Origin of the sequence: Gilliamella sp. B2824, from assembly GCF_026536245.1 — a bacterium.
In the GTDB taxonomy this organism is placed as follows: domain Bacteria; phylum Pseudomonadota; class Gammaproteobacteria; order Enterobacterales; family Orbaceae; genus Gilliamella.
Genome location: NZ_JAFNON010000025.1, coordinates 1 through 2,343, shown reverse-complemented (window position 1 = coordinate 2,343; position 2,343 = coordinate 1). Strand labels below are relative to the sequence as shown.

Below are 2,343 nucleotides of genomic sequence, written 5' to 3'. Positions count from 1 at the left end.
AACTCATTAAATAGTTGGCATTAAGGAATCCAGCACTGGCATTTGCTGTTGTTGTAATTTGTGGTTTTGAGCTTGTGTTATTATCATTTTTATCTGTATTAGTAACAGTGCCATTACTCACTAATACCCAATTATTTCCATCTTTAGTTAAATGGTATTTGTATCCACCTAACTCAACTTGATGATCGGTTTTAAATTCAGCGGTGCTGGTTGCATTTTCATCAATGTCTACCAATGTTAATTTTTCTTGTCCTGTGGTTTTTGAAGAGCCATTATTAATCAAATTAAGAGTGTGATGGCCTTCAGCTGAGTTTTTGATAATGAGTTTATCACTTTTTTCAGCAGTGATATCGGTACTCATTGTGAAATTTAATGCACCTTTTAGGTTTTCAACAGTTAAATTTTTGAAAGAAAGCGATCGAGTTTGAGTATTGTGATCAAATGTAACCGACCCGGCACCTGATAATTGCGTGATATAGGAATTAAAATCTTCGTCTTCCTCTTCTTCATCATCTCTATCGAGTATATTCCAAAGGGCGCCTTTACTTAGATCAATATTGATAAATCCGGGATGGGCTTTTCCGTCATCTGTATCTGAGTCTAAAAATTGATCACTACTGTCTGCTGTACCAATAAATTGAGAATTTTCTGCTAATTTCAAATTGATGGTTGCATTGCTAAATGCATTTAAATTACCTTCAATTCTAGAACCTGATATTAGATCAAGGTCTATTAAACTATTTTCATCAGATTCAATATCTCCTTTGATCATTGATCTATTTTTGATGGTTATTGTTCCTGAACCATTGGCTTCAAGATCACCAATAATATGAGATTCTCCATTAACTATTACTGATCCTCCAGGACTAAAAATAGCAGAACCTCTATCATCTGGATCTTGGCTGTTGGTCATACTTAATCTTGTTGTACCATTGAATATAACTGTACTAGAATTTAGTGCAACTACAGCGTCATCATAATGTGCACTTTCTAAATTAACAGTAACATCATTATTGAATATAGTTAACGTAGGTTGTTGAGGTTCTCTAGTATCAGATAGCCCTACTTTAATACCAGTAAAATCAGAGTGATTTACATTATTAATATCCTTTTCAGAAAGATTTACCGTTACTTTGTTGTCAAAAGTAATATTGCTTCCTTCTGAAATTGCAATTCCAAAAAACGAATCGCTGTATAGGCCAGCTCTATGTTTACTTACTGAGTGAGTTTTTGGAACATTTATTTCTTCGGTAATAACTTGATTTCCATTTACATCTAAACCCCATGTGGTCAATGGTGTAAATAATCCTAAACCCAACACTATTTTTATGTTTTGCCTTAAATTCATTGTTCTATTCCTTATAATCATAATACAGAATCAAGTGATGAAAATTTACTCAAACGCGTCAAATAATACACGATTATTCAAGTTTATAAAGACATTTTGTGCTTTACTTTTCTTTACAAAAGATAGGGGTAATATGAAGAATAAAAACTGATTTATCGATATCAATAATTAGGCATACTAAATCCTATGAAAGGATTTAGTATGTTTTATAACATCAATTTTCTGTTTATCCATGTTAAGAAACTTATAATTATTGAGAAAATAATAAAAAAATCACATCCATATGATTTAGAATGTGATTTTTAGTTTTTATAGTATAATGTAGCTTTATGGTCTGGTTAGATTAAAAAGAATAACGGTAACCACCATTCACTTGTAGTAAATTAAATCGATTACCCGTAGAGCTTTCAACATCAAGGTAAATAGTATGTGCTTTATTAACTTGAGCACTTACACCGACGCTGTTATTCCACCAGTTTCCTTCAAATGAATGGCTCTCTTTATTTCCATTTAGTTTGTAATAAGTGTCGCCATCAAATTCCCGAACAATGCCTGTTTTAGCATAAAGGTTAATGTTGCTATTTTCGGTATTGACTTGATAACCAAACAATGCAGAAGCACGACCAATTAATGAGTTATAATTACCTAATTTGACGTTAAGCCCGTTGGTTGCATTAATTGATGTTCCATTTTGGTGGTTATAAGCGATTTGCGTTTGTGGTTCAATATAAAAATCGTTAATTTGATATTTTTTACCTAGCTCTAATGATACGCCAAGTCCATTGGTATGACCGGTACCTTGAACGCGATTATCAGCAGTATCTTTCACTTTGAAATGATTTTTTTGACGTGCATATTTCGCTACACCATCTAGGTAGAAACCACTTTCATCTAAATACGTTGTATAAAACCCTGTATTAAATGATCTTAAAGAGCCGTCGCCTTTACGGTAGTCAGGATCACCATAAGTTTGACCAACAAAAGCACCTATTACA

General features: G+C 32.7%; 2 protein-coding genes. Both read right to left on the bottom strand.

Annotated features, from left to right (window positions below):
* Positions 1 to 1,348: pertactin-like passenger domain-containing protein (locus J3U56_RS11885; protein WP_267367912.1), on the bottom strand; the 1,348-nt coding region annotated here is incomplete at its 3' end.
* A 343-nt stretch (positions 1,349 to 1,691) separates the two neighbouring features.
* A partial coding sequence (locus tag J3U56_RS11880) for an autotransporter outer membrane beta-barrel domain-containing protein (RefSeq protein ID WP_267367910.1) occupies positions 1,692 to 2,343 on the bottom strand: 652 nt, incomplete at its 5' end.